The organism is Pseudomonas sp. DC1.2, assembly GCF_034351645.1.
In the GTDB taxonomy this organism is placed as follows: Bacteria; Pseudomonadota; Gammaproteobacteria; order Pseudomonadales; family Pseudomonadaceae; genus Aquipseudomonas.
Genome location: NZ_CP133782.1, coordinates 1,363,405 through 1,389,550, shown reverse-complemented (window position 1 = coordinate 1,389,550; position 26,146 = coordinate 1,363,405). Strand labels below are relative to the sequence as shown.

General features: G+C 59.2%; 22 protein-coding genes. 7 read left to right on the top strand and 15 right to left on the bottom strand.

The annotated features are described in order from the left end of the window. Positions 1-633 carry an efflux system transcriptional repressor EmhR gene (gene emhR, locus RHM68_RS06180; RefSeq protein ID WP_322221028.1) on the bottom strand — a complete coding sequence of 211 codons (633 nt, stop codon included), beginning with the start codon at positions 631-633 and terminating at the stop codon, positions 1-3. Between the two features lie 266 nt (positions 634-899). Between emhR and emhA the strand changes: the two genes are divergently transcribed. From emhA to RHM68_RS06160, 4 genes are all read left to right on the top strand, one after another. After that, complete coding sequence (gene emhA, locus RHM68_RS06175) at positions 900-2,057, top strand: efflux RND transporter periplasmic adaptor subunit EmhA (protein ID WP_322221027.1); 1,158 nt, start codon at positions 900-902, stop codon at positions 2,055-2,057. 3 nt (positions 2,058-2,060) lie between these two features. After that, complete coding sequence (gene emhB / locus RHM68_RS06170) at positions 2,061-5,210, top strand: efflux RND transporter permease subunit EmhB (protein ID WP_322221026.1); 3,150 nt, start codon at positions 2,061-2,063, stop codon at positions 5,208-5,210. Continuing rightward, positions 5,207-6,667 (top strand): efflux RND transporter outer membrane subunit EmhC, encoded by a 1,461-nt coding sequence (gene emhC / locus RHM68_RS06165; RefSeq protein WP_322221025.1) that lies wholly within the window; start codon positions 5,207-5,209, stop codon positions 6,665-6,667. The genes emhB and emhC overlap by 4 nt, the downstream gene beginning before the upstream one ends. A gap of 349 nt (positions 6,668-7,016) precedes the next feature. After that, the gene (locus RHM68_RS06160) at positions 7,017-8,276 is read left to right on the top strand and encodes an OprD family porin (RefSeq protein WP_322221024.1); all 1,260 of its coding nucleotides are present in this window, start codon (positions 7,017-7,019) and stop codon (positions 8,274-8,276) included. An 88-nt stretch (positions 8,277-8,364) separates the two neighbouring features. Here the strand turns inward: RHM68_RS06160 and pcaC are convergent, their stop codons facing one another. From pcaC to pcaR, 11 genes are all read right to left on the bottom strand, one after another. Continuing rightward, positions 8,365-8,757 (bottom strand): 4-carboxymuconolactone decarboxylase, encoded by a 393-nt coding sequence (pcaC, locus tag RHM68_RS06155; RefSeq protein WP_322221023.1) that lies wholly within the window; start codon positions 8,755-8,757, stop codon positions 8,365-8,367. Positions 8,758-8,767: 10 nt separating this feature from the next. After that, positions 8,768-9,568, bottom strand: coding sequence for a 3-oxoadipate enol-lactonase (pcaD, locus tag RHM68_RS06150; protein WP_322221022.1), 801 nt, complete (start codon positions 9,566-9,568; stop codon positions 8,768-8,770). A gap of 11 nt (positions 9,569-9,579) precedes the next feature. After that, positions 9,580-10,944 (bottom strand): 3-carboxy-cis,cis-muconate cycloisomerase, encoded by a 1,365-nt coding sequence (locus tag RHM68_RS06145; protein WP_322221021.1) that lies wholly within the window; start codon positions 10,942-10,944, stop codon positions 9,580-9,582. A gap of 45 nt (positions 10,945-10,989) precedes the next feature. Further along, entirely contained in the window at positions 10,990-12,285 is a 1,296-nt protein-coding gene (locus RHM68_RS06140; protein ID WP_322221020.1) for an MFS family transporter, read from the bottom strand. Positions 12,286-12,413: 128 nt separating this feature from the next. Further along, positions 12,414-12,980, bottom strand: coding sequence for a protocatechuate 3,4-dioxygenase subunit alpha (pcaG, locus tag RHM68_RS06135; protein WP_322221019.1), 567 nt, complete (start codon positions 12,978-12,980; stop codon positions 12,414-12,416). A 1-nt stretch (position 12,981) separates the two neighbouring features. Then, positions 12,982-13,686: a protocatechuate 3,4-dioxygenase subunit beta gene (gene pcaH / locus RHM68_RS06130; RefSeq protein WP_322221018.1), complete on the bottom strand. Its 705-nt coding sequence runs from the start codon at positions 13,684-13,686 to the stop codon at positions 12,982-12,984. Between the two features lie 35 nt (positions 13,687-13,721). Next, on the bottom strand, positions 13,722-14,927 hold the full coding sequence (gene pcaF, locus RHM68_RS06125; RefSeq protein WP_322221017.1) for a 3-oxoadipyl-CoA thiolase: 1,206 nt from the start codon (positions 14,925-14,927) through the stop codon (positions 13,722-13,724). Continuing rightward, entirely contained in the window at positions 14,924-15,703 is a 780-nt protein-coding gene (locus RHM68_RS06120; protein ID WP_322221016.1) for a CoA-transferase subunit beta, read from the bottom strand. The genes pcaF and RHM68_RS06120 overlap by 4 nt, the downstream gene beginning before the upstream one ends. Next, the gene (locus RHM68_RS06115) at positions 15,703-16,560 is read right to left on the bottom strand and encodes a CoA transferase subunit A (protein ID WP_322221015.1); all 858 of its coding nucleotides are present in this window, start codon (positions 16,558-16,560) and stop codon (positions 15,703-15,705) included. The genes RHM68_RS06120 and RHM68_RS06115 overlap by 1 nt, the downstream gene beginning before the upstream one ends. 179 nt (positions 16,561-16,739) lie before the next feature. Further along, positions 16,740-18,086 (bottom strand): MFS transporter, encoded by a 1,347-nt coding sequence (locus RHM68_RS06110; protein ID WP_322221014.1) that lies wholly within the window; start codon positions 18,084-18,086, stop codon positions 16,740-16,742. 302 nt (positions 18,087-18,388) lie between these two features. Further along, positions 18,389-19,231, bottom strand: a complete 843-nt coding sequence (gene pcaR / locus RHM68_RS06105; protein WP_322221013.1) for a pca regulon transcriptional regulator PcaR — start codon at positions 19,229-19,231, stop codon at positions 18,389-18,391. A 683-nt stretch (positions 19,232-19,914) separates the two neighbouring features. On the opposite strand from pcaR, the gene RHM68_RS06100 reads away from it, so the two are divergent. Together RHM68_RS06100 and RHM68_RS06095 are read left to right on the top strand one after the other, a co-directional pair. Beyond that, a complete protein-coding gene (locus RHM68_RS06100) occupies positions 19,915-20,115 on the top strand; it encodes a hypothetical protein (protein WP_322221012.1) in 201 nt (66 codons plus the stop codon). Between the two features lie 375 nt (positions 20,116-20,490). Beyond that, positions 20,491-21,966 carry an inorganic phosphate transporter gene (locus RHM68_RS06095; RefSeq protein WP_322221011.1) on the top strand — a complete coding sequence of 492 codons (1,476 nt, stop codon included), beginning with the start codon at positions 20,491-20,493 and terminating at the stop codon, positions 21,964-21,966. A 169-nt stretch (positions 21,967-22,135) separates the two neighbouring features. Here RHM68_RS06095 and ccoM read toward each other — a convergent pair whose 3' ends face one another. The 3 genes from ccoM to RHM68_RS06080 all read right to left on the bottom strand — a co-directional run bounded on the left by ccoM (position 22,136) and on the right by RHM68_RS06080 (position 22,998). After that, positions 22,136-22,252 (bottom strand): cytochrome c oxidase subunit CcoM, encoded by a 117-nt coding sequence (gene ccoM / locus RHM68_RS06090; protein WP_007906619.1) that lies wholly within the window; start codon positions 22,250-22,252, stop codon positions 22,136-22,138. Positions 22,253-22,395: 143 nt separating this feature from the next. Then, positions 22,396-22,557, bottom strand: a complete 162-nt coding sequence (locus RHM68_RS06085; protein WP_020299074.1) for a hypothetical protein — start codon at positions 22,555-22,557, stop codon at positions 22,396-22,398. Positions 22,558-22,656: 99 nt separating this feature from the next. Then, on the bottom strand, positions 22,657-22,998 hold the full coding sequence (locus RHM68_RS06080; protein ID WP_322221010.1) for an aspartate-semialdehyde dehydrogenase: 342 nt from the start codon (positions 22,996-22,998) through the stop codon (positions 22,657-22,659). 229 nt (positions 22,999-23,227) lie between these two features. Here RHM68_RS06080 and rapA point away from each other — a divergent pair, with 229 nt between their 5' ends. Then, positions 23,228-26,074, top strand: a complete 2,847-nt coding sequence (gene rapA, locus RHM68_RS06075; protein WP_322221009.1) for an RNA polymerase-associated protein RapA — start codon at positions 23,228-23,230, stop codon at positions 26,072-26,074. Positions 26,075-26,146 lie beyond the last annotated feature (72 nt).

The window sequence follows — 26,146 nt, the reverse complement described above, 5'->3', positions numbered from 1 at the left end:
TCAATTGCGTAGGCTAGGACTCAAGCGCAGCATGTCCAATCCTGTATCGACCCAACGCTCGGCTTCGATGTGCAGTTGAAAGCTATCGGGTGCCAAGAGCCACTGATACAGAATCCCGTCAATATAGGCATGCAGACTGATGGCTGCACGGGCCGTGTCCAGGTTTTCCGGGAGCTGCCCACGATTCACTGCATTACTTAGGGCCAGGGCGATGCGCACGTTGCAATCGAGGCTGACCTCCCGGCGCTGCTGGCGCAGGTCGCACATTTCATCGGTGAATTCGCACTTATGAAACAAAATCTCATTGATGCGTCGGGTTTTTGGGTCCAAGGCAACTTGATGAAACAAATGAATCAACAGTTTGCGCATGCATCCCAGCGGATCGACTTCCTCTGCGCTCTCACTGGCCTTGGCCATTTCATCCAGCGGCTCGTGCAAGGTGTCCAGCATGGCCTGCACCAGATCGGCCTTGTTGCTGAAATGCCAGTAGATGGCTCCGCGAGTGACGCCCGCCAGCGTGGCAATGTCCGCCAGTGTCGTGCGCGCCACGCCCCTTTCGTAAAAGGCTTTCTCTGCCGCTTCGAGTATCTGGCTTCGGGTTTCTTGAGCTTCCTCTTTGGTACGGCGAACCATGGCAGTAAAACCTCAATCAGGATGCTTCAGCGATGTCTGAATCTCTGCTGAATAAAAAGTGGAGCGAGCGCTCTTGGGGCTCGTCTGCGATCTACAATTCAAATCTTTAAGCGGCTTTCGTAAGAATCCGGGTACGTAGTCAAGGTATTTACAAACAACCATGAATGTAAGTATATTTCTTAGCAAGCTATTTATCCATCCAGCGCACACTTTTCACCCTTCCACCTTTCTTGTGCGCATTTTGCGCGCCTGACCCGAGGATTTTCATGCAATTCAAGCCAGCTGTTACAGCCCTGGTCACTGCCGTCGCCTTGGCATCACTGCTCAGCGGATGCAAAAAGGAAGAAGCACCTCCTGCTGCTCCCGCCCCTCAGGTCGGCGTCGTCACCCTACAACCTCAAGCCTTCACCCTGACGTCCGAGCTTCCGGGCCGCACGAGCGCGTACCGCATCGCGGAAGTTCGCCCACAGGTAAACGGGATCATACTTAAGCGTCTGTTCAAGGAAGGCAGCGATGTCAAAGCCGGCCAACAGCTCTATCAGATCGATCCGTCGGTCTATGAAGCAACGCTGAAAAGCGCCGAGGCCAGCCTGCAACAGACCAAGTCGATCTCTGATCGCTACAAGCAACTGGTCAACGAGCAAGCCGTGAGCCGTCAGGAATACGACACCGCCGTGGCGAACCGTTTGCAATCGGAAGCAACCTTGCAAAGCGCACAGATCAACGTGCGCTACACCAAGGTCTACGCACCGATCACTGGGCGTATCGGCCGCTCTTCAGTGACAGAAGGCGCACTGGTCAGCAACGGCCAGACCGACGCGATGGCTGTCATCCAGCAACTGGACCCCATCTACGTCGACGTAACCCAATCCTCAGTGGAGCTGCTTGAGCTGCGCCGCGAGCTGGAAAGCGGTCGTCTGCAAAAGGCTGGTGACAACTCGGCGACGGTCAAACTGACCATGGAAGACGGCAGCGAGTACAAACAGGACGGCAAGCTGGAATTCTCCGAAGTCTCGGTCGACCAGACCACTGGGTCTGTCACCCTGCGTGCCGTGTTCCCGAACCCTGATCACACGCTGTTGCCGGGCATGTTCGTTCACGCCAAATTGCAGTCCGGGATCAACGCTGCCGCCATTCTGGCACCGCAACAAGGTGTGACCCGTGACCTCAAAGGCATGCCAACCGCGCTGGTCGTTGGCCCAGACAACAAGGTTGAATTGCGTCAGCTGAAGGCCAGCCGCACCGTCGGCAGCCAGTGGCTGATCGAAGATGGCCTGAAGGCCGGTGATCGCCTGATCACCGAAGGGCTGCAATTCGTCAAACCGGGAGTTGAAGTGAAACCGACCGAAGCGACCAACGTAGCGGCTAAAAACCCGGCACCGGCGCAGGCAACAGACAAAGCTGCAGGCGGCAAAGGGGAGTAAACCATGTCGAAATTTTTTATCGACCGTCCGATTTTCGCCTGGGTAATTGCTCTGGTGATCATGCTGGTCGGTGCTTTATCGATCCTCAAACTGCCGATCAACCAGTACCCGAGCATTGCGCCACCGGCCATTGCGATCTCCGTAACCTACCCAGGCGCCTCTGCACAAACCGTGCAGGACACCGTGGTTCAGGTCATCGAGCAACAGCTCAACGGTATCGACAACCTGCGTTATGTGTCGTCGGAAAGTAACTCCGACGGCAGCATGACCATTACCGCGACCTTCGAGCAGGGCACCAACTCCGATACCGCGCAGGTTCAGGTTCAGAACAAACTGAACCTGGCCACCCCGTTGCTGCCACAAGAAGTGCAGCAGCAGGGTATCCGCGTGACCAAGGCAGTGAAAAACTTCCTGCTGGTGATCGGCGTGGTATCGCAAGACGGCAGCATGTCCAAGGACGACCTGTCCAACTACATCGTGTCGAACATGCAGGACCCGATTTCGCGGACCGCCGGTGTCGGTGACTTCCAAGTCTTCGGTGCCCAGTACGCGATGCGCATCTGGCTCGACCCGGCCAAGTTGAACAACTTCAACCTGACCCCAGCGGACGTGAGCACGGCCATCTCGGCGCAGAACGTTCAAGTGTCCTCTGGGCAACTCGGTGGCTTGCCAGCAATGCCTGGCCAGCAACTGAACGCCACGATCATCGGCAAGACGCGTCTGCAGACTGCCGAGCAGTTCAGGGCGATTCTGCTAAAGGTCAACAAAGACGGTTCGCAAGTGCGTGTCGGTGACGTCGCCGAAGTGGGTCTGGGGGGTGAAAACTCCAGTATCGCAGCACAGTTCAACGGCAAACCGGCTTCTGGTTTGGCAGTAAAACTGGCTAACGGCGCCAACGCCCTCGACACCGCCAAGGCCCTGCGTAAAACCATTGACGACCTGAAGCCGTTCTTCCCGCAAGGGATGGAAGTGGTGTTCCCTTACGACACCACTCCAGTGGTGACCGAATCGATCAAGGGTGTGGTTGAAACCCTGGTTGAAGCGATCGTGCTGGTGTTCCTGGTAATGTTCCTGTTCCTGCAAAACTTCCGCGCCACCGTGATCACCACGATGACCGTGCCGGTGGTATTGCTGGGTACCTTCGGGATCCTCGCGGCCTTCGGCTTCAGCATCAACACCCTGACGATGTTCGGTATGGTGCTGGCCATCGGTTTGCTGGTGGACGATGCCATCGTCGTCGTGGAAAACGTCGAGCGGGTGATGAGCGAGGAAGGCCTGTCACCCAAGGAAGCGACCAAGAAGTCCATGGGGCAGATCCAGGGTGCCCTTGTCGGTATCGCCCTGGTGCTGTCGGCCGTACTGCTGCCGATGGCGTTCTTCAGCGGCTCCACCGGTGTGATCTACAAACAGTTCTCGATCACCATCGTCTCGGCCATGGCCCTGTCGGTGCTGGTTGCCCTGATTTTCACCCCGGCACTGTGCGCCACCATGCTCAAGGCGATTCCGAAAGGCGAGCACGGCACACCGAAACGCGGCTTCTTCGGCTGGTTCAACCGCAACTTCGACCGTGGCGTCAGAAGCTACGAGCGCGGTGTCGGCAACATGCTCACGCACAAGGCGCCGTACCTGCTGGCCTACCTGATCATCATTGTTGGCATGATCTGGCTGTTCACCCGCATCCCGACTGCCTTCTTGCCGGAAGAAGACCAAGGCGTACTGTTCGCCCAGGTGCAAACCCCGGCCGGTTCCAGTGCCGAGCGCACGCAAGTGGTGATCGACGAGATGCGCACCTACCTGCTGGAGAAAGAGTCCAGTTCGGTGGCGTCGGTGTTCACTGTGAACGGCTTCAACTTCGCCGGTCGTGGTCAGAGCTCTGGCTTGGCGTTCATCATGCTCAAACCGTGGGGCGAGCGTGACGCGAACAACAGCGTATTTGCACTCGCAGGCCGCGCTCAGCAGCACTTCTTCAGTTTCCGCGACGCCATGGTGTTTGCTTTCGCACCGCCGGCGGTACTGGAGTTGGGTAACGCCACCGGTTTCGACGTGTTCCTCCAGGACCGCGCCGGCATCGGCCACGACAAGCTGATGGCTGCCCGTAACCAGTTCCTTGGCATGGCTGCGCAGAGCAAAGTGCTGTATCAGGTGCGTCCGAACGGCCTGAACGACGAGCCACAGTACCAACTGGAAATCGACGACGAGAAAGCCAGCGCGCTGGGCCTGACACTTGCCAACATCAACAGCACCTTGTCGATCTCCTTCGGTAGTAGCTACGTCAACGACTTTATCGACCGTGGTCGTGTGAAGAAGGTTTACGTACAAGGCCAGGCAGGCGCTCGCATGAGCCCTGAAGATCTGAAGAAATGGTACGTGCGCAACAGCGCCGGCACCATGGTGCCGTTCTCCGCGTTCGCCAAGGGTGAGTGGGTTTACGGTTCGCCGAAACTGGCTCGCTATAACGGTGTAGAAGCGATGGAAATCCTCGGTGCCCCGGCGCCAGGCTATTCCACCGGGGATGCCATGGCCGAGGTCGAGGCGATTGCTGCCAAACTGCCGGCAGGTGTCGGTATTTCATGGACCGGCCTGTCCTATGAGGAACGGCTGTCCGGCTCGCAAGCGCCAGCGCTGTATGCCTTGTCGCTGCTGATGGTGTTCCTCTGTCTGGCGGCACTGTATGAAAGCTGGTCGATTCCGATCGCGGTCATGCTGGTCGTACCGCTGGGGATCATCGGCGCGCTGATGGCCACCAGCCTGCGAGGTCTGTCCAACGATGTGTACTTCCAGGTGGGCCTGTTGACGACCATCGGTCTAGCGTCGAAAAACGCCATTCTGATCGTCGAGTTCGCCAAGGACTTGCATGAGCAAGGACGCAGCCTGCGCGACGCGGCCATTGAAGCCTGCCGGATGCGTTTGCGACCGATCATCATGACGTCGCTGGCCTTCGTCCTCGGTGTGGTTCCGCTGGCGATCTCCACGGGGGCGGGTTCGGGTAGCCAGCATGCGATCGGTACCGGCGTCATTGGCGGTATGATCACGGCCACGGCCCTGGCGATCTTCTGGGTACCACTGTTCTTCGTCACCGTGTCCTCCATCGGCCAGCGTAAAAAGGTCGACCAGGATGACGCAACTGAAACTCCTAAAGAGGCTGGCCAATGAGCAAGTCGCTACTCTCCCTAGCCGTCGCTGCCTTCGTGCTCGGTGGCTGCTCGCTGATACCTGATTATCAGCAGCCAACCGCGCCGGTGGCGAGCCAGTTCCCGCAAGGCCCGGCGTATTCGCCGGCCAAGGCGCCCAACCAGGCCGCCGCCGAACAGGGCTGGAAGCAGTTTTTCCACGACCCGGCACTGCAACAGATGATCCAGCTGTCTCTGGAAAACAACCGTGACCTGCGTGTCGCCGCGCTGAACATCGACGCTTATGCGGCTCAATACCGCATCCAGCGTGCCGATCTGTACCCGGCGATCTCAGCCACTGGCAGCGGCAGCCGTCAGCGCGTTCCGGCACGGTCCTCGCAAACGGGCGAGTCGAACATCACCGGTTCGTACTCAGCCACTGTCGGCATGAGTGCCTATGAACTCGACCTATTCGGACGGGTACGTAGCCTCAGTGAAGAAGCATTGCAGAAATACTTCGCCACCGAAGAAGCGCGGCGCAGTACCCAGATCAGCCTGGTGGCCAACGTAGCCAATGCCTACCTGACCTGGCAGGCCGACAAGGAACTGCTGAAGCTGACCCAGGACACGCTGGGTGCGTTCGAAGAGAGTTACAAACTCACCGCACGCAGCAATGAAGTGGGTGTGGCCTCGGCGCTGGACCTGGCCCAGTCGCGTACCTCGGTGGAAAACGCCAGGGCGCAACTGGCCAAGTACACGCGTCAAGTCGCCCAGGATGAAAACAGCCTGGTGCTGCTGCTCGGTACCGGTATCCCAGCCAACCTGCAAGCGGCCAAGCCCCTGGCCGATGACCTGCTGAGCGAAGTGCCGGCCGGTCTGCCATCGGACTTGCTGCAACGTCGTCCGGACATCCTCCAGGCTGAATACAACCTGAAAGCCGCCAATGCCAACATTGGCGCGGCACGGGCTGCGTTCTTCCCAAGCATCAGCCTGACGGCCAATGCCGGCACCCTTAGCCCAGACCTGTCCGGTCTGTTCAAGGGCGGTTCGGGCACCTGGTTGTTCTCGCCGCAAATCAACCTGCCGATCTTCAACGCCGGTAGCCTGCGTGCCAGCCTGGACTATTCAAAAATCCAGAAAGACATCAGCGTAGCGACCTACGAGAAGTCTATTCAAACGGCCTTCCAGGAAGTCGCCGACGGCTTGGCCGCGCGCCAGACTTACACCGAGCAGTTACAGGCTCAGCGTGATTTCGTCACCGCGAACCAGGACTACTACCGTCTGGCCGAGCGTCGCTACCGTATTGGTGTCGACAGCAACCTGACCTTCCTCGATGCCCAGCGTCAACTGTTCAGCGCCCAACAATCGCTGATCACCGACCGACTGGCGCAACTGGCCAGCGCGGTCAATCTGTATAAGGCGTTGGGTGGTGGCTGGAACGAACAAACGGCGAAAAACGAGCCGTTGAAAGAAGACGCACCAAAGCTGAAGTTGTTCTAACAGCACGGTACAAAACAACAAGCCCACCATTTGGTGGGCTTTTTGTTGGCTGCCGGAAATGTTCAATTGTCAGTTATGCCCCCTTCGTGCGCGGTTGCGCCACACAATCATCGCCCATCTTGTGTTCGATAATCGCCCAAAACCGGCTTTTTCCAATTGAATCACCCCGCCCCGGCCCCGCACCATTCGTCGCACAAAACCAATAACAACAGGCTCGACACCATGCCCCCGCGCCGCGCACCGACTGGCTGACTGCACCCGACTTACCTCGTTTCCAAATCTTGTGTCTGCAACCTCTGGTTGCGGCAGCACTTTGCTTCACCCCGAACAATTAGAGAGACCCGAACCCATGACCCCTCCCAACGCGCAGTACTTGTTTGCGAGCCTCATCGCCGTCGCACTGGCCGGCAGTGCCCTACCCGTTCAGGCCGAGGAAGCCGGCTTTATCGACGGTGCCAAGGTCAACCTGAACCTGCGCAACTTCTACTTTGGCCGCAACTTCAGCGACCCAACCAAAGCACAGCGCAAGGCAGATGAATGGACGCAAAGTTTTATCCTCGACGCTAAATCCGGCTTCACCCAAGGCACCGTCGGGTTCGGCATGGACCTGCTGGGGTTGTACTCGGTAAAACTCGACGGGGGTAAAGGCACTGGCGGTACGCAGTTGCTGCCGCTGGACCACGACGGCCGCCCGGCAGACACTTTCGGCCGCACCGGTGTGGCGCTCAAGGCCAAGTTGTCACAGACCGAAGTGAAGGTCGGCGAGTGGATGCCGGTGCTGCCGATCCTGCGTTCGGACGACGGCCGCTCGCTGCCACAGACGTTTCGTGGTGGGCAGATCACCTCCAGGGAAATCCACGGCCTGACGCTCTACGGCGGCCAGTTCCGCGCCAACAGCCCGCGCAACGACAGCAGCATGACCGACCTGTCGATGACCGGCCAACCGGCGTTCACCTCCGACCGTTTCAACTTCGAGGGCGGCGAATACACCTTCAACGACAAACACACCCAGATTGGTTTGTGGAATGCCGAACTCAAAGACATCTACAGCCAACAATACGTGAGCCTGATCCACACCCAACCCCTGGGTGACTGGACACTGGGCGCCAACCTCGGGTTTTTCTACGGTAAGGACGACGGCAGCGCCAAGGCCGGCACGCTGGACAACAAAACCTGGTCGGGACTGTTCTCAGCCAAATACGGCGGCAACACCTTCTACGTCGGCGTGCAGAAACTCACCGGCGACAGTGCCTGGATGCGCGTCAACGGCACCAGCGGCGGCACCTTGGCCAACGACAGTTACAACTCCAGCTATGACAACGCCCAGGAACGCTCCTGGCAAGTGCGCCATGACTACAACTTCGCCGCCCTTGGCGTGCCTGGCCTGACCCTGATGAACCGCTACATTAGCGGCGACAACGTACACACCACCAGCACGTCCGATGGCAAGGAATGGGGCCGCGAAAGTGAACTGGGCTACACCGTGCAAAACGGCACGCTCAAGGACCTCAACGTCAGGTGGCGCAACTCAAGCATGCGTCGCGACTACAGCAACAACGAGTTCGACGAGAACCGTCTGATCGTCAGCTACCCGATCAATCTCTTGTAAAAACCCGCCCACCCTAGGTGCTCTGTGACCCGCACAGAGCCCCTATAGGCGTTTCGCAGATCACCTCAGACGTCGTGAAACACCTGAATCACTCCCGCGACTCAACCCCCAGCTCATCCCACACCGACTCGGCCAGGTGGAACGTCGCATTCGCCGCCGGAATCCCGCAGTAGATCGCGCTCTGCATGATCACTTCCTTGATCTCGCCACGGCTCACGCCGTTGTTCGCAGCCGCGCGCAGATGCAGTTTCAGTTCTTCGTTGCGGTTCATGCCGATCAGCATCGCAATAGTGATCAGGCTACGGGTATGACGCGCCAGTCCTGGGCGGGTCCAGATGTCACCCCACGCATGGCGGGTGATCATTTCCTGAAACTCCGAGTTGAACTCGGTCAGGGCATTAAGGCTGCGGTCGACATGAGCATCGCCGAGTACCGCGCGACGAACTTTCAGGCCCTCGTCGTAACGTTGTTTCTCGTCCACAAAAAATCCCTCAGAGGCGTGAGTCGGCTAACAGAAATGTCAGGACCCGTTCGCTGAACGCATGACCCGCCTGGACGTTGGACAGGTGAGCAGCATAGAACTCGGCATACTCGGCGCCCCTTACTTGTTCCTGAATGAAGTGCCCGCCGGACGGTGGCGTGACGGCATCTTCGCTGCCGCCGATCACCAGCAACGGGAGCTTGATCGCAGACAATTGATCACGGAAATCGGCATCACGCACTGCGGCGCAATTGGCCGCATAGCCCTCAGGCGAAGTGGCCGCCAGCATGTCGGTGATCTGCTGCACCGCCGCCGGATTCGTCACCGCGAAGTCTGGCGTAAACCAGCGCGCAATTGACGCATCACGCAGGGCTGCCATCGCTGCCGCCCCGTCACGCAGGACCGTTTCAATCCGCGGATTCCACGCTGACGGATCACCGATTTTTGCCGCGGTGTTGCACACAATCAGCTTATGCAAACGCTGACCGGCATTGATCGCCAGCCATTGGCCGATCAAGCCCCCCATCGACAACCCGCAGAAATGCGCGCGCTCAATGTGCAACGCATCCAGTAGCGCCAGCACATCGCGCCCCAGTTGCTCGATGCTATAAGGCCCCGGAGTGACCAGCGACTGGCCGTGCCCACGCGTATCAAAACGCAACACCTGAAAGTGCTCGCTGAACGCGGGCATCTGCGCCTCCCACATGTGCAGATCAGTGCCCAGTGAGTTGGACAGCACCAGCACCGGCGCATCGCCCGGACCGTCAAGTTGATAATGCAGTTCGCCCTCGGCGAGTTGTACGACTCCCACAGCAGCCTCCTTCAGGCAGTCAGCGTAAAATGTTCGGCCACCGCCCGCTCGACCCAGGTATGCGCCTGGCCGAGGTAATGGGCGGGGTCCAGCAGGCGATCCAGTTCAATCGACGACAGTTCGGCGGTCACTTGCGGCTCATCGCCAAGCACCGCCCGCAGATGGCGTTGCTCGGCCACCGCACGCTTGCAACATTGCTCCAGCAAATGATGCGCGGTATCGCGGCCCACCCGCTGGGCGAGCACGATGCTCACCGCTTCGGCCAACACCAGGCCTTGGGTCAGGTTAAGGTTGCGCGCCATGCGAGGAGCATCCACTTCAAGGCCTTCGGCGACCAGCAACGCTTGTTGCAGGCTGCCGGACACCAGGCAGCAAATCTCCGGCAAGGTCTCCCACTCCGCATGCCACAGACCGAGGCTGCGCTCGTGTTCCTGAGGCATGGCGCTGAACAGCGTCGACAGCAGACCCGGCACCCGGGTTGCCGTACTGATCAGCACCGCTGCCCCCACCGGATTGCGTTTGTGCGGCATGGTCGACGAACCGCCCTTGCCTGGCGCCGAGGGTTCAAACACTTCGCCTGCTTCGGTTTGCATCAGCAAGCTGATATCGCGGCCTAGTTTGCCGAGGCTGCCAGCGATCAAGCCCAGCACCGCCCCAAACTCCACCAAACGATCGCGCTGGGTATGCCAAGGCTGTTCTGGCAGCGTCAGTTGCAACTCCTCGGCCAACGCCTGGGCAATCGGCATCGCCTGCTCGCCCAGCGCTGCAAGGGTTCCCGAGGCACCACCAAATTGCAGCACCAACAATCGCGGTTTGAGTTCACGCAGACGCTGGCGGCTGCGCGTTACCGCTCCCAGCCAACCGGCGATCTTCATACCGAGGGTGACCGGTGTTGCATGTTGCAGCCAGGTGCGCCCGGCCAGCGGCGTCGCGACGTAACGCCTGGCTTGAACCGCGAGGCGCTCACCGAGTAGCGCCAGATCGCTTTCGATCAGCAACAACGCGCAGCGCAGTTGCAGGATCAGCCCGGTGTCCATCACGTCCTGGCTGGTCGCGCCCAAATGCACATAGCGTTCGGCCTCGACATCGTTGGCTGCAATCTGTTTGCCCAGCGCCTTGACCAAAGGAATCGCTGAGTTGCCCGCCGTAGCAATCGCTTCACCCAAGGCTGAAAAATCGTAGAGAGCGGCCTGGCAAGCGGCTTCAATCGGCGCAATTGCGCTGTGTGGAACCAACCCGACCCGCGCCTCGGCACGGGCCAACGCTGCTTCGAAATCGAGCATGGCCTGAATCCGGCCCTGATCGCAGAACACTTCACGCATGTCGCGGGCAGTGAAATAGGCATCGAACAATTGATTGTTCGGTCGCTGGGTCATAAACAATTCCTGGAAGCGTGGGCCGGTCAGGCCCACGGGAAAAGATCAAAGGTCGTGGTGCAAATACGCCGCTTGCTTGGGCAGGCGCAGGCTGAACAGGAACGCCACCGCCATCATCACCGTCACGTACCAGTAGAAGGAGTTCTCCATGTCCACAGCTTTGAGGCTCAGGGCCACGTACTCTGCCGAACCGCCGAAGATCGCATTCGCCACCGCGTAGGCTAGGCCAACGCCCAGTGCGCGTACCTGCGGCGGGAACATCTCGGCTTTCACCAGGCCACTGATCGAGGTGTAGAAGCTCACAATCGCCAGTGCCAGCGTAATCAGCACAAAGGCCAGGAACGGGCTGCTGACGCTTTTGAGTGTCAGCAAGATCGGCACGGTAAACAGTGTGCCGAGAGCGCCGAACCAGAGCATCGAATTACGCCGGCCTATCTTGTCCGCGAGCATCCCGAACAAGGGCTGCATGCACATATAGAGGAACAGCGCCCCGGTCATGATGTAACTGGCGGTCTTGGCGTGCATGCCGGCGGTGTTCACCAGGTACTTCTGCATGTACGTAGTGAAGGTATAGAAAATCAACGAACCACCGGCGGTGTAACCGAGCACAGTGATAAACGCCGGTGTGTGATCACGGAACAACGCCAGAATGCTGCCAGCGTCTTTGTTTTCGCGCATTTCCTTGCTGGTGGTTTCCTTGAGGGTGCGCCGCAGGAACAACGAAATCACTGCCGCGACCGCGCCAACCGCAAACGGAATCCGCCACCCATAGGCTCGCAGGTCCTCCTCGGTGAGGAACTGTTGCAAGACCACCACCAACGACACCGCCAACAGTTGCCCGCCAATCAGCGTCACGTACTGAAACGAGGCAAAAAAACCGCGCTGGCCCTTGAGGGCAATTTCACTCATGTAGGTCGCGGTGGTGCCGTACTCGCCACCCACCGACAAGCCTTGAAGCAGACGGGCGAACAGCAACAGCAGCGGTGCCCACACGCCAATGTCTTTGTAGGTCGGCAAGCAGGCGATGAGCAACGAACCGAAGCACATCATCAGCACCGAAATCATCATCGATTTTTTACGCCCGTGCCGGTCCGCTACCCGACCGAAAATCCAGCCACCGATGGGCCGCATCAGGAACCCGGCAGCGAACACACCCGCGGCATTGACCAATTGCACCGTGGGGTTGTCGGAGGGGAAAAAGGCCGGCGCAAAATAGATCGCGCAAAAGGCATACACATAAAAGTCGAACCATTCGACCAGGTTGCCGGAGGAGGCGCCGACAATCGCAAAGATCCTTTTCTTGCGCTCTGCACCGGTGTAGTGAGCTGTTGTGCTTGTCATTATTTTTCACTCTTTAGGGACAGTGACAGTCTAGACATACTTTGCAACAGCCCTGTTCCACCGTTACGTCAGCGACGCGAATTCCTGTGCAAGCGAGCAAACTCGCGCACAGGAATTGCGGTGCTCACTCAATAATCAAAGAACACCGTCTCGGTATCGGTCCCCTGCAAGATCACATTCCACTGATAAATACCCGCTGCATCCGCCTTCGCCAGCAAGGTATTGCGACGTTCAGCCGGCACACACTCCAGCAGCGAATCCGCCGCATTGGCCGGCTCACCCGCAAAGTAAATCCGCGTCAGCAAGTGCTTGACCAAGCCGCGTGCAAACACCAACACCACCAAATGCGGTGCCTGGGTCGTGCCGTTCAAGCCTTCGACCGTACCCGGTTTGATCGTGGTGAAACGAAAGCGCCCCTCGGCATCCACCGGCACCCGACCAAAACCTTCGAAGTTAGGGTCCAGCGGTTTTTCCTGCTCATCTTCGGGATGATCGTATTTGCCGGCGGCGTTGGCCTGCCAGACTTCCAGCATGGCGTCATTGACGACGTCGCGGTTGCCATCAATGACTTGCCCGGTGATCGTTACGCGTTCACCCAAGGTCTGCTCGACAGTCAAGTTTTCGCGGTTCAGCCAAGTCAGGCCGATGTGGTAATACGGCCCGACGGTGTGGGACGTGGTCGCATTCAGCGTCATCTTATTTCTCCATCGGCGTGGCTTCGCGGCCGCGCAAGACGATGTCCCAACGGTAACCGAGGGCGTAGGAAGGGATGGTTTTTTCCAGGTCGAAGCTGGCGATCAAACGTTCTTTGGCTCGGGTGTCCGGCACGCAGTTGTAGATGGGGTCATAAGCCAGCAATGGGTCACCGGGAAAGTACATCTGGGTCACCAGGCGCGTCAGGATGCTCGGCCCGAACAGTGAGAAGTGGATATGCGCCGGGCGCCAAGCGTTGTGGTGATTGCCCCACGGGTAGGCGCCGGGCTTGATGGTCTGGAATTGATACCACCCATCGGCGTCGGTTACGGTGCGCCCGGTGCCGGTGAAATTCGGGTCAAGCGGCGCATCGTGCAGGTCGCGGGCATGGTTGTAGCGGCCGGCGGCGTTAGCCTGCCAGATCTCCAGCAAAATCCCCGGCACCGGTAAGCCGTTTTCATCCAACACGCGGCCGTGAATGATGATGCGCTCGCCCTGTGGTTCGCCCGTGTGCTGGGCGGTCAGGTCATTGTCCTTCTCATGGATGCGCTCGGCACCGAGGGTCGGGCCAGTGATTTCCGACAGCGAATGGGGCAAAAACACCAACGGCTTCGACGGCGAGCGCTTGTTGGTGGATTGATAGGTCGGGTGCAGGTATTGAGGTTGGGTGCCTTCTTGCGGGCGACGGTAACCAGGTTTGTCAGTCATTTCGCTTTTCCTCTGTTCTTATTAGTCGGCGCCCGTCAGACGCGTTCGATGGCGAGTGCCAGACCCTGCCCGACGCCGACGCACAGGGTTGCCAGACCTTTCTTACCACCGGTCTTTTCCAGTTGATGCAGTGCGGTCAGCACCAGACGTGCGCCACTCATGCCCAAAGGATGACCCAAGGCAATGGCGCCACCGTTCGGGTTGACCTGCGCGGCGTCGTCCGCCAGCCCCAGTTCACGCAGCACCGCCAAGCCTTGGCTGGCGAACGCCTCGTTGAGTTCGATCACGTCAAAATCGCTGACGGCCAGACCGAGGCGCTCAGTGAGTTTGCGCACCGCCGGCACCGGACCAATGCCCATGACCCGAGGAGCAACCCCGGCGCTCGCCATGCCGAGCACTTTGGCTCGAGCGGTCAAACCATGTTTTTTCACGGCGTCGGCAGAGGCCAGGATCAGGGCTGCGGCACCATCGTTCACACCGGAAGCGTTGCCGGCAGTCACGGTTTTGTCGGGACCGTTGACCGGTTTGAGTTTGGCCAGGGTTTGCAGGGTGGTGTCGGCACGAGGATGTTCGTCCTGGCTGACAACCGTTTCACCCTTCTTGTGGGCAATTCGCACTTCAACGATTTCTTCAGCGAAAAAACCGGAGGCTTGTGCCGCGGCGGCGCGCTGCTGACTGCGCAGGGCGAAAGCATCCTGATCGGCGCGGGAAATGTCGTAGTCATCGGCGACGTTGTCAGCGGTTTGCGGCATGGCATCGACGCCGTACTGAGCGTTCATCAACGGGTTGATGAAACGCCAGCCAATCGTGGTGTCTTCCAGCTTCATGTTGCGCGAGAACGCCGTATCAGCTTTGCCCATCACAAACGGTGCGCGAGACATCGACTCGACGCCACCGGCAATCGCCAGCTCCATCTCGCCACTGGCAATGGCGCGGAACGCGGTGCCAATCGCCTCCATCCCCGAAGCGCACAGCCGATTGAGGGTCACTCCGGGTACCGTTTCCGGCAGGCCCGCCAGCAATAAAGCCATGCGCGCCACATTGCGGTTGTCTTCACCGGCCTGGTTGGCACAGCCAAGGAACACCTCGTCCACCGCCGACCAGTCCACCGACGGGTTACGCGCCATCAGCGCTCTGATCGGCAGCGCCGCCAAGTCGTCGGCACGCACCGCCGACAAGCCGCCGCCGAAACGACCGATGGGGGTACGAATCGCATCGCAGATATAAACGTCACGCATCAAGCTTCTCCGGGGACTTGGCCGTGGGCCAAGGCAGTGCGGGCTTCCAGATCTCGCAGCGCTTTGAGTTCAACCGCGGTGGGCTCGGCTGTGTTTTCAACGTGCTCGGCAAAACGAATCGTCCAACCGGTGGCGGCAATCACTTGCTCACGGCTCACCCCTGGGTGCAGCGCGGTGACCACGAATTCATGCGTGTCAGCTTCGGGTTCCATGATGCACAGGTCGGTAATAATGCCGACCGGCCCGGCACCCGGCAGGCCGAGACGCTTGCGCGAATCGCCGCCCTCGCCATGGCCCACCGACGTAATGAAATCCAGTTTTTCGACAAACGAGCGCGCCGACTGCTTAAGGATGATCAGCACACTTTTGGCTGAACCGGCAATCTCCGGGGCGCCACCGGCACCGGGCAAACGCACTTTAGGCTGATGATAGTCACCCACCACCGTGGTGTTGATATTGCCGAAACGATCAACCTGCGCCGCCCCGAGAAAGCCAACATCGATGCGCCCGCCCTGCAACCAATAGCGAAAAATCTCACCGGTCGGGACGACAGTGTCGGCGGTTTCCGCCAGTTCACCGTCACCGATCGACAGCGGTAATACGCTGGGCTTGGCACCGATCGGACCCGATTCGTAGATCAGAACGACGTCCGGCGAGGAAGTGAGCCGCGCGAGGTTGGCGGCTTTCGACGGCAGGCCGATGCCGACGAAGCACACTGAACCGTTCTTCAAACGGCGGGCGGCAGCCACGGTCATCATTTCATTGGTCGTGTAAGTCATTACTTGGCCTCCGAAGCAGCGGCCAGCTTGGCCTGGAACTCGCTGAAGTCAGCGCAGCCGTGGATGTACTCGTTGATCCACGCGGTGAAGGTTTCGCGGTCCCGAGCAATCGCGTCCCACGCCTGGTAGAAACGGTTGTCACGCTCGGTGTAACCATGGGCGTAGGACGGATGCGCGCCACCGGGCACGTGACACACCGCGCTCAAAGCCCAAGTGGGCAGGACGCAGGCGTTCATCGGCGCCTTGAGGTCGTCGACGATTTCTTCAACCGTGACGATGCAGCGCTTGGCCGCCAGTGCCGCCTCTTTCTGCACACCCAAAATGCCCCATAGCAGCACGTTGCCCTTGCGATCAGCCTTCTGCGCGTGAATCACAGTGATGTCGGGGCGTACCGCTGGCACCGCCGCCAGCACTTCACCGGTGAAGGGGCAGGTCACGGTTTTGATCAGCGGGTTGACCTTGGGCAGGTCGGAACCTGCGTAGGCGCGCAGCACGGCGAACGGTAGTCCGGAGGCGCCAGCAACGTAGGCATTTGCCAGGTCGGCGTGGCTGTGTTCTTCAATGTCCAACGCATGCGGCCACTGTTTCTCTACCGCATCGCGCAGACGGTGCAGCGAACCCACGCCGGGATTGCCGCCCCAAGAGAAAATCAGCTTGCGAGCGCAACCGGCACCGATTAACTGGTCATAGACCAAATCAGGCGTCATCCGCACCAACGTCAGATCTTTCTTGCCCTGACGAATGATTTCATGACCCGCTGCCGTCGGAATCAGGTGAGTGAAGCCCTCGAGCGCGACGGTATCGCCGTCATTGACGAATTGCTTCACTGCATCGTGCAGCGAAAGGATTTCAGCCATGGGGCAGGCTCCCGTTTGTGATGAACCGACAGTGGAATAAAAAGGCGCCGTAGGCAGCGCCGGAATGACTGAAGATTAAGCCGCCCCTAAAAGCCAAACAATCCGATAATCGACTCAGTGTTCGTTTATCGAACAGATTGTTGTCTGGCTACCTATCTCAAAAATATCGCGGGCAGCCCTTAGGTCGCATCCGCATGGCTGACCATGCCCTTGATCAACACGGCGGTGGTGGCCAATGCGGCCGGAATCACTAACGCCGTCAATACTTGCTCAAAGTTCCAGCCCAGGCCTAGCAACGTGGCGCCCATCCATGCGCCGAGAATCGCGCCAAAACGACCAATACCGAGCATCCACGACACGCCAGTCGCACGCCCCTGTGTCGGGTAAAACCGCGCCGCCAGAGAAGGCATCGCCGATTGCGCACCGTTGACACACATCCCGGCCACCAGCACCAACGTCGCCAGAATCGTGATGTTGCCTAGGCTCTGCCCGACCGCATAGGCAAACACCCCGGCCAGCAAATAGAAAATACCGATGACCTTGTGCGGATTGAACCGGTCCATCGCCCACCCCACACCGACTGCACTCAGCACGCCGCCAAACTGGAACAGCGCACCAATGAAGGCGGCCTGCTCCATGCTCGCGCCGCTGTCACGCATCAGCGTCGGTAGCCAACTGGTCAGCAGGTAAACGATCACCAACCCCATGAAATAGGTTAGCCACAACAGCAACGTACCGGTGCTGTAGGCGCCGGAGAAAATCACGGCGAATACGTTGCGGGCCTTCACGGTTTTCTGTTCCGGCACACTGAAGCTGGACGCTTGGGCGACAGCAACCGGGTCGATCGGAGCCAGTGCCTTACGCACTTTGTCGCTGCCACGGTTACGGACCACAAGGTAGCGCGCCGATTCCGGCAGCCAGAACAGCAGCACCAGCGCGAGGATCAGCGGCAGAATCCCGCCGATCATCAGCAAGCTGTGCCAGCCGAACATCGGGATCAGCTTGGCCGACATAAACCCGCCGCCCGCCATGCCGAGGTTGAAGCCACAAAACATGCTGGTCACCAGCAGCGATTTCTTGCGTTCCGGGGTGTACTCCGACAACAACGTCGTCGCATTCGGCATCCCGGCCCCCAGTCCCAGACCGGTGAGAAAACGCAGCACCAGCAATTGATCGACGTTGGCGCTGTAGGCCGAGGCCAGGCTGAAGGCACCGAACACCAGCACCGCTCCCACCAGGACGATTTTTCGCCCAAAGCGATCCGCCAAAGGGCCCGAACCCAGTGCGCCGAAAACCATACCGATCAGTGCGGCACTCATCACCGGGCCCAGACTGGCGCGGTCGATGCCCCAGTCCTGAGACAGGGCCGGCGCGATAAACCCCATGGCCGCGGTGTCGAGGCCATCGAGGAAGACAATCAGGAAACACAGAATCACCACCCGCCATTGATAGCGCGAAATGGGTTGAGCATTGATAAAGGACTGCACGTCGAGGCAGTTACCTACAGCAGACTGGGGCTGGTTCATTATTTTTATTCCACGCAAAGAACGCAGTCGAACACGTGCCGGCCCTGGGCTGGCGCTGTCACAAGCAAGGAGAGGGGGAATCAGACGATCCGGTTGGGCCAGCTAAACCGGTGGCAGCAGCGACAGTAGGAAAACGTGCGCATGACGGGGAGCCTCTTCATTATTATTGGGGTCATCGTCCGGCGTGCAGGCGAGCGCCACTGCGCCGGATGACGCTGCCGCGACATTAATGAGGGAAGGGAAAGAGCGTCAATTCGATAAACGCAACTGTGTGCGTTTATCGAACAGCTTAAGGGCGCCGTTCAGGCGAAAAGCTGCGTGCTCAGGTCACGGCTGGCGCTCAGCAACCCCGGCAGGAAACGCTGCTCCAACTCGCTACGACTGACCCGCCCAGCGTGCGTGCTGACGTTGAGCGCCGCGACCACTTGACCTGAAGCGTCGTAAACCGGCACAGCAATCGAACGCAGGCCTTGCTCCAATTCCTGATCGACAATGCACCAGCCTTGTTGCCGCACTTCTTGCAGGCATTCAAGCAACGCCTCAGGCGTATGCAATGTACGGCTGGTCTTGGCCTGGAACTCCCCGTGATCCAGGTATTCGCCCAGCGACGTGTCGTCCAGGGCCGCGAGAAGAATACGGCCCATGGACGTGCAATAAGCCGGCAAGCGTCCGCCCACCGAGAGGTCGACGGAAATCAGGCGCTGAGTCGTGGCAGAGCGGGCAATGTACAAAATGTCATCGCCTTCCAGAGTGGCCATGTTGCAGGCTTCATGAAGCTGCTCGCTCATACGGTCAAGGTACGGTTGCGCGGACACTGCCAACGGCGTCGATGACAAGTACGCATGGCCCAGGGTCAAGACTTTGGGCAGCAACGAGTACGTGCGACCGTCGGTGGTGGCGTAGCCGAGTTTGATCAGCGTGTGCAGGCAGCGTCGCACAGCGGCGCGGGGGATTTCCGTGCGGTGGCTGATCTGGGCGATGGTCAGGTGCCGTTTACGCTCCTGAAACGCCTGCACCACCGCCAAACCTCGGGCCAGAGACGTCATGAAGTCCGGATCGCCGGTCAAGGCCTGAATCCGCTTGGCCGGCGAGGCAACGATCGGTGGCGCCACCGAGGCGAAGGAGTTGCGCATTTGATCGTTCATAACAGTGTCCTTTTCCCACACAGATCAATGGCTATTACAAGCGGCTCCTGGCTCGATGCACAAGCCACCGAAAGCCAAGATTGGGCGATTATCGAACCAACAACCGATAATCGCAATCCACCCGGTTACGGTAAGCCGGTCGCCAGGCGAATACGCAGAGCCCCTTTTTAAACTTCCCCTGAGAAGGTCTTAACAGACCGATGTCATTGTTAAAACTTGTCTGCCTTATTGACGGCAGAAACAAAACGCCACAACGTGCTCAGCCGGACTCTTTAATTACCCGCAAAAGTTACGTTTAACAAAATCGTCACACACGAAGAACCACTTTTAACTCTCCAACGATAGTGTTATTCAAATCGACCGCTATAATGCCACCCAGTGACGGCGCGGTTTCTTACTTGTCGATGGCGTCACCCGGAGTGCGATGTTCCATCGCGACCTCCCGCAGCAAGCCGCTTGAGGCTCATTTCACATACGCCGCCAATGCGCTCGCTGAAACAGGAAACTGATGCCACGTCAGCTGTACTTCTCTGGTGCCGTGGTCGCCTGCAACATGGAAGTGTTGATCACAATGTCGTTAAATCGCAGACGCCTTTCAGGCCTTGTCCTTTCGACGAGCGTGGTCAATAAACTCGATGCAGCGCGTTTGACCAGAATTTATCTCAACTCAATCAGGTAGCACTGTGACGAAAGACGAACTGCGCGTGGAACTTGAGCGCCAGGAACAACGTTACAAGGACGTTTACGGCGGAGAAGTCACCACCTACGCCGCCCAGCCCGAACCGGAACGCAAGCCCTGGCGTAAACGCGCCACCGTTCAGGATCAGGCCTTTACCCAAGAACTGCAAAAGATGGAAAAGGAACTCAAAGCCGAAGAGCCTTGACCGCCTAGGCCTCGATGTTCCAAAGGCCTGCGCCTGCATCCGTTAAAAGCGTGATGTGCCGACGCGTCCTTTCGCGCCCGCCACCCGCGGGCAGCGGCCGCTTTACCCGGCGGCTGAGGTAAATGGCGTATGCCTGACCTTCTTTTCAGATATTTCACACAAGTGTTTCAGGCTCGTGCGCTTGCGAGAGATATCGTTGTGCCCGTGTCTTTCCAAATAAAATCAATCAGTTGCAAACCCCTGTAAAAACCTGGGGCGCAGGGCATCGCGCAAAACTAATTCGTTGAAGAATGTTACCGATGAGCAGCTAGTGCATCGATTAGCAGTCTTTTCTGGCATAATCGCGCCCCCTTATGACCGGGTCAGAAAACCTTCATGATCGATTTATTCAGCGGACTGGATGCTTGGGTGCTAGTGAGCCTCTTGCTCGCCCTCGCCTTTGTCCTCGCCTTCGAGTTCATCAACGGCTTTCATGACACCGCTAACGCGGTTGCCACTGTTATCTATACCAAAGCCATGCCGCCCCACCTGGCGGTGTTCTTTTCCGGTGTGTTCAACTTCCTCGGTGTACTGCTGGGCGGCGTTGGCGTGGCGTATGCCATCGTCCACCTGTTGCCCGTAGAGTTGCTGATCAATGTGAACACCGGGCATGGACTGGCCATGGTGTTCTCGTTGCTCGCCGCCGCCATCACCTGGAACCTGGGCACCTGGTACTTCGGTATACCGGCCTCCAGCTCGCACACGCTGATCGGTTCGATTCTCGGCGTGGGCCTGGCCAACGCCTTGATCAACGATATTCCGTTGGCCGATGGCGTGAACTGGCAGAAGGCTGTCGACATCGGCGCTTCGCTGGTGTTCTCACCGATTGCCGGCTTCATCGTTGCCGCACTGGTATTGGTCGGCCTTAAATGGTGGCGCCCATTGTCGAAGATGCACAAGACGCCGGATCAGCGCCGCAAGCTCGACGACAAGAAGCACCCACCGTTCTGGAACCGCCTGGTCTTGGTGATCTCGGCCATGGCCGTGAGCTTCGTACACGGCTCCAACGATGGCCAGAAAGGCATCGGCCTCATCATGCTGGTGTTGATCGGTATCGTGCCGGCGCAGTTCGTACTCGACCTGAGCAGTACCACCTACCAGATCGAACGCACCCGCGATGCGACCCTGCACCTGAGCCAGTTCTACAAGCGCAACGCCGACACGCTGGGTGAATTCCTGGCCTTGGGCAAAAGCGTGGAAGGCGATCTGCCGGGGAAATTCAGTTGCGACCCGCAACAAACCGAACCGACCATCGCCGCCCTGCTCGGCACGCTTAATGGCGTGGCGGACTATCACTCGCTGAAGCCCGAAAGCCGCGTAGAAGTGCGTCGCTACCTGCTCTGCCTGGATGACACCGCAAAGAAAGTCGGCAAGTTACCTGGCTTCGATGCGCGTGAAAAAGCGGACCTGGACAAACTGCGCAAAGACCTGACCACCACCACCGAATACGCCCCGTTCTGGGTGATTCTGGCGGTCGCACTGGCTTTGGGCCTGGGCACCATGGTCGGCTGGAAACGCGTGGTACTGACCATCGGCGAAAAAATCGGCAAGCAAGGCATGACCTACGCCCAAGGCATGTCGGCGCAGATCACCACAGCGGCCATGATCGGCCTGGCCAACATTTTCAGTCTGCCGGTATCCACCACCCACGTCCTGTCCTCGGGCGTGGCGGGCACCATGGTCGCCAATAAAAGCGGCCTGCAAGGCGGCACGGTGAAAACCATCCTGCTGGCCTGGATCCTGACCCTGCCGGCAACCGTGGCCCTGTCGGCCGGCCTGTTCTGGCTGGCATCGAAGGCGCTGGGTAGCTGATCTATCGCTGCAACGAAAAAGGCGCGCCTCGTAAGAGCCGCGCCTTTTTCATGCCTGCAATTCCCAAAGACCGCCAGGTTGTTTGTTAATCGACAGTTTTCGCACACAAAAAAAAAGGGCAACCGAAGTTGCCCAAAATGCCTTGCGTGCTCATTGCTTCAAGAAAGACCTACGGTTTTTTCCGCTTATGCGAGTCCTTCCAGATAAAGAATCCAAACCCTGCAAAAAACAGAACCATGAGGCCAACTGTCAGCACTCCGGCGATCACCACGTTGTCGAAAAACATGACTGGCCTCCTGCACTTGCCCTGTTGCGATAGGGCTAAGTTAACCAATCAGGCAGGAGAAAAAATTGACCGGGATCAATGCCGCCCGAGACTGGGCGTAAAGGAGGGGAATAACTGACCTGCATCAATCGATGCAGGGGGTTTCAACGCTTTTTCGGTTTGTTCTTCGGCTTTTTCTTCGCTTTACCTAACGGCATGGCTTGCTCGAACGCCTGGCGCACTTCGTTCAGGCGCTTATCGTTGAGGTCATGAACCCGTTTGGCGCGTTCAGTGTTGAGGTCAATCAGCTTATCGTCTTGGCTCATGGCGTTGAGGGCATCGCGTCGGTGAAATACAAGTGCCGCATCTGCCGGCAAGGAGTTGCCAATAATGCGGTCTGACGGCGGCGCTGACCAGCCGTGACCTTAAATCTGGATATCAACCCACAGCCCCTGACGCGGCTGATCTTCCATCAATGGCGCGACCGGCACGGTATTGTCGGCGTTGAGCTCGTCGCCAGGAATCTCCAAATGCTCTTCGGGGTCCTCATCGGCTTCCCGACGACGACGCTCGCGCTCATGGCGGCGGCGCTGTTCCTCGCGCAATTGCAGCGCGGCCTCTTCCGGGTCGCGCTGTTGCAGGTCGATCGTGCTTTCACTGGAGGTTTGTTGCACCGGCACCAGCGGCGCAATGTCCGGGCGCGGGCGAATCGGATCCTGTTGTGAGGTGATCGGCACGGCACTCAAGGGGAGCATCGGTGGCAGCATAATTATTAGTCTCCTGTCAGCAGGCTGTCGGCTGCGGTGATGGCGACTTGAGCCATCGGTCGCAAACTGTGACCGGGTTGGCAGCGATTAGTGCCTCAACACGTAACAAACCCGATCTCGCGTTGGCAGGCAGCGTTCGGCTAAAGCGTGTCAATCCTCCTAATCCTTTGGCCCTGAAGCCCTCATTCCGTTAAGATAGCCCGCTTTTTCAAGGTGGGAGTCAGGCAGCATGGCGCAGCAGTATCAACCGGGGCAACGCTGGATCAGTGACAGCGAAGCCGAGCTGGGTTTAGGCACCGTTCTGGCACAGGACGGCCGCTTGTTGACCGTGCTCTATCCGGCCACTGGCGACACCCGCCAGTACGCGCTACGGAATGCGCCCCTCACCCGCGTGCGATTTTCCCCCGGAGACTCGATCACTCACTTCGAAGGCTGGAAGCTGACCGTCCGCGAAGTCGATGACGTCGACGGGTTGCTGGTCTATCACGGCCTCAACGCGCAGAACGAAGTGGTGACACTGCCGGAAACGCAACTGTCGAACTTCATTCAGTTCCGTCTGGCCAGCGACCGTCTCTTCGCCGGACAAATTGACCCGCTGGCCTGGTTTTCCCTGCGTTACCACACCCTTGAACACACCAGCCGCCAGTTGCAATCCGCCCTCTGGGGCCTCGGCGGCGTGCGTGCGCAACCGATCGCGCACCAGTTGCACATTGCCCGCGAAGTCGCTGACCGTATCGCGCCACGGGTCCTGCTGGCGGACGAAGTGGGCTTGGGTAAAACCATCGAAGCCGGTCTGGTGATCCATCGTCAATTGCTCTCGGGCCGCGCCAACCGCGTCCTGATCCTGGTGCCCGAGAACCTGCAGCATCAGTGGCTGGTGGAAATGCGCCGCCGCTTCAACCTGCAAGTTGCGCTGTTCGACGAAGAGCGTTTTATCGAAAGCGACGCTGGCAACCCGTTCGAAGACACCCAACTTGCGCTGGTTGCTCTCGAGTGGCTAGTGGATGACGAGAAGGCCCAGGACGCGCTGTTCGCCGCCGGCTGGGACCTGTTGGTGGTCGATGAAGCGCACCATTTGGTGTGGCACGAAGAGAAAGCCAGCCCTGAGTACACCCTGATCGAACAGCTCGCTGAAACGATCCCGGGCGTGCTGCTGCTGACCGCGACCCCTGAACAACTGGGCCAGGACAGCCACTTCGCTCGTCTGCGCCTGCTCGACCCGAACCGTTTCCACGACCTGCACGCCTTCCGCGCCGAGAGCGAAAACTATCGCCCGGTGGCCCAGGCTGTTCAGGAGTTGCTGGACAAAGGCCGCTTATCGCCTGAAGCCCATAAAACCATTCACGGCTTCCTCGGCAACGAAGGCGAAGCCCTGCTTAACGCGGTCAACGATGGCGACGCCGAAGCCAGCGCCCGTCTGGTGCGTGAACTGCTGGACCGCCACGGCACCGGCCGCGTGCTGTTCCGCAACACCCGCGCCGCCGTGCAGGGTTTCCCGGAACGCAAGCTGCACCCGTATCCGCTGCCGTGCCCGGACGAATACCTCGAACTGCCGCTGGGCGACCACGCAGAGCTGTACCCGGAAGTCAGCTTCCAGGCCCAGCCGGATGCCAACGAAGAAGAGCGCTGGTGGAAGTTCGACCCGCGCGTCGAGTGGCTGATCGACCAACTTAAAATGCTCAAACGCACCAAGGTGCTGGTGATCTGCGCCCATGCCGAAACGGCCATGGACCTGGAAGACGCACTGCGCGTGCGCTCCGGCATCCCGGCCACGGTGTTCCACGAAGGGATGAACATTCTCGAACGTGACCGCGCCGCCGCCTACTTCGCCGACGAAGAGTTTGGCGCGCAAGTGCTGATCTGCTCGGAAATTGGCAGTGAAGGTCGCAACTTCCAGTTCTCGCACCACTTGGTGCTGTTCGATCTGCCGGCCCACCCAGACTTGCTGGAACAGCGAATCGGGCGTCTGGACCGGATCGGTCAGAAGCACATCATCGAGCTGCACGTGCCGTACCTGGAAACCAGCCCGCAAGAACGGCTGTTCCAGTGGTATCACGAAGCGCTGAACGCGTTCCTCAACACCTGCCCGACCGGCAACGCCTTGCAGCATCAATTCGGCCCGCGCCTGCTGCCGTTGCTGGAAAACGCCGACGACGGCGAGTGGCAAGCGCTGATCGACGAAGCCCGTGCCGAACGTGAGCGTCTGGAAGCAGAGCTGCACACCGGCCGTGACCGTTTGCTGGAGCTTAACTCCGGCGGTTCGGGCGAAGGCGATGCGCTGGTCGAGGACATCCTTGAGCAAGACGATCAGTTCGCGCTGCCGATCTACATGGAAACCCTGTTCGACGCCTTCGGCATCGACAGCGAAGACCATTCGGAAAACGCCCTGATTCTGAAACCGAGCGAAAAAATGCTCGACGCCAGTTTCCCGCTGGGCGACGACGAAGGCGTGACCATCACCTACGACCGCAACCAGGCGCTGTCTCGCGAAGACATGCAGTTCATCACTTGGGAACATCCAATGGTGCAGGGCGGTATGGACCTGGTCTTGTCCGGCTCGATGGGCAATACCGCCGTGGCGCTGATCAAGAACAAGGCACTCAAGCCAGGCACCGTGTTGCTGGAGCTGCTTTACGTCAGTGAAGTGGTTGCCCCGCGCTCACTGCAACTGGGACGCTACCTGCCGCCGGCTGCCCTGCGCTGCTTGCTCGATGCCAATGGCAATGACCTGTCGACCCGCGTGTCGTTCGAAACCCTGAACGATCAACTGGAAAGCGTGCCACGCGCCAGCGCCAACAAGTTCGTCCAGGCCCAACGCGATCAGTTGACGCCTCGAATCAACGCCGGCGAAGAGAAAATCTACCCGCGTCACGCCGAGCGCGTCGCCGAGGCGCAACGTCGCCTGGCAGCGGACACTGATGAAGAACTGGCGCGCCTGACCGCGTTGCAGGCGGTCAATCCAACCGTGCGTGACAGCGAACTGGTGGCCCTGCGCCAACAACGTGAGCAAGGTTTGGCCATGCTCGACAAGGCGGCGTTGCGACTGGAAGCCATTCGGGTGTTAGTCGCCGGTTAAGCCCCTGCCCCACCGATGAAAACAAAGAGGCCCGCAGCGATGCGGGCCTTTTTTGTCTGATCGTTCCCACTC

Excerpts from the sequence above, each read along its gene's own strand:
- RHM68_RS06110 (WP_322221014.1), bottom strand. The coding sequence starts at position 18,086 with ATGAACCAGCCCCAGTCTGCTGTAGGTAACTGCCTCGACGTGCAGTCC.
- pcaR (WP_322221013.1), bottom strand. The coding sequence starts at position 19,231 with ATGAACGATCAAATGCGCAACTCCTTCGCCTCGGTGGCGCCACCGATC.
- ccoM (WP_007906619.1), bottom strand. The coding sequence starts at position 22,252 with ATGTTTTTCGACAACGTGGTGATCGCCGGAGTGCTGACAGTTGGCCTC.
- RHM68_RS06095 (WP_322221011.1), top strand. The coding sequence starts at position 20,491 with ATGATCGATTTATTCAGCGGACTGGATGCTTGGGTGCTAGTGAGCCTC.
- emhB (WP_322221026.1), top strand. The coding sequence starts at position 2,061 with ATGTCGAAATTTTTTATCGACCGTCCGATTTTCGCCTGGGTAATTGCT.
- RHM68_RS06085 (WP_020299074.1), bottom strand. The coding sequence starts at position 22,557 with ATGAGCCAAGACGATAAGCTGATTGACCTCAACACTGAACGCGCCAAA.
- emhA (WP_322221027.1), top strand. The coding sequence starts at position 900 with ATGCAATTCAAGCCAGCTGTTACAGCCCTGGTCACTGCCGTCGCCTTG.
- emhR (WP_322221028.1), bottom strand. The coding sequence starts at position 633 with ATGGTTCGCCGTACCAAAGAGGAAGCTCAAGAAACCCGAAGCCAGATA.
- RHM68_RS06145 (WP_322221021.1), bottom strand. The coding sequence starts at position 10,944 with ATGACCCAGCGACCGAACAATCAATTGTTCGATGCCTATTTCACTGCC.
- emhC (WP_322221025.1), top strand. The coding sequence starts at position 5,207 with ATGAGCAAGTCGCTACTCTCCCTAGCCGTCGCTGCCTTCGTGCTCGGT.
- RHM68_RS06160 (WP_322221024.1), top strand. The coding sequence starts at position 7,017 with ATGACCCCTCCCAACGCGCAGTACTTGTTTGCGAGCCTCATCGCCGTC.
- pcaG (WP_322221019.1), bottom strand. The coding sequence starts at position 12,980 with ATGACGCTGAATGCGACCACGTCCCACACCGTCGGGCCGTATTACCAC.
- RHM68_RS06140 (WP_322221020.1), bottom strand. The coding sequence starts at position 12,285 with ATGACAAGCACAACAGCTCACTACACCGGTGCAGAGCGCAAGAAAAGG.
- RHM68_RS06120 (WP_322221016.1), bottom strand. The coding sequence starts at position 15,703 with ATGACTTACACGACCAATGAAATGATGACCGTGGCTGCCGCCCGCCGT.
- rapA (WP_322221009.1), top strand. The coding sequence starts at position 23,228 with ATGGCGCAGCAGTATCAACCGGGGCAACGCTGGATCAGTGACAGCGAA.
- RHM68_RS06115 (WP_322221015.1), bottom strand. The coding sequence starts at position 16,560 with ATGGCTGAAATCCTTTCGCTGCACGATGCAGTGAAGCAATTCGTCAAT.
- RHM68_RS06080 (WP_322221010.1), bottom strand. The coding sequence starts at position 22,998 with ATGCTGCCACCGATGCTCCCCTTGAGTGCCGTGCCGATCACCTCACAA.
- pcaH (WP_322221018.1), bottom strand. The coding sequence starts at position 13,686 with ATGACTGACAAACCTGGTTACCGTCGCCCGCAAGAAGGCACCCAACCT.